This is a genomic window from Devosia riboflavina (assembly GCF_000743575.1).
Taxonomy (GTDB): domain Bacteria; phylum Pseudomonadota; class Alphaproteobacteria; order Rhizobiales; family Devosiaceae; genus Devosia; species Devosia riboflavina.
This window is the reverse complement of record NZ_JQGC01000078.1, coordinates 1-723: the sequence shown is the minus strand read 5'-3', so window position 1 is coordinate 723 and position 723 is coordinate 1. Positions and strand designations below refer to the sequence as shown.

General features: G+C 55.6%; 1 protein-coding gene and 1 pseudogene. Both read right to left on the bottom strand.

The window, feature by feature from the left end; all coding sequences use genetic code 11:
• Positions 1 to 402: PIN domain-containing protein (locus JP75_RS24765; protein ID WP_482764181.1), on the bottom strand; the 402-nt coding region annotated here is incomplete at its 3' end.
• Positions 371 to 723: pseudogene (locus tag JP75_RS26910) on the bottom strand (helix-turn-helix domain-containing protein); the annotation flags it as partial. The gene JP75_RS24765 and the pseudogene JP75_RS26910, both read right to left, overlap by 32 nt.

Here is a 723-nt window from a genome sequence, read left to right as displayed (position 1 = left end):
ACGAGCGCCGAACGTCGACGAGAGCCGCTCAGCCCGGTCATGAAGCCCTTGGTCTTCTGTCACCAGAAAATCGGCCACGCCGATCTCCAGGGCATGAAGCAATGTAGAGTCTACCAAGTCATTATGTCGTCGGATGCGACCGTACTTTGTCGCGAGCATCGCTTGATCAACCCCCGCCATTTTCTTCACAACCGGGAACTTGTTGATCTTGCTTAGTGAGACGCGGCGACGCGCTTCGTCTTTATCCCTTCTGATGTCGTCGATCGCAGCTTCATGAACGTAAATCTCGACACCGGAGCGCGCCGCAAGTTGTTGCAGTAACGCGAAATGCGGGGCCACCACCGCGTGATCTTCTAGGCCAATGAAAACATTAGTGTCGATCAGAAATCTGGGCGCGCTCATAGAGTAAGGCTTCTTGCATCTCGGGCGTCGCGTAGAGAAAAGACTGTGGAGGTTCGAAGCTAAATCGCTCTCGGAGCTCCTTCAGGCCCAGGGAGCGCGGTAGCGGTCGACCATGTTTCAACTCGATGGCAAAGGCACTCTCGGCGCCGCTAAAGTAGATGTCAAAGTCCTTACGGGCGATACAAGCACGATCGCCGAAGGCGCTCCACACATCGAGGGGCGTTAGCTTGTGGATACCGCCGATCTCGGCAACGCCAGATAGGGCGCGAGTAGGACTCGTTTCATAGATAAGAGCTGTAGTACCGGCGGGTACTGACATCG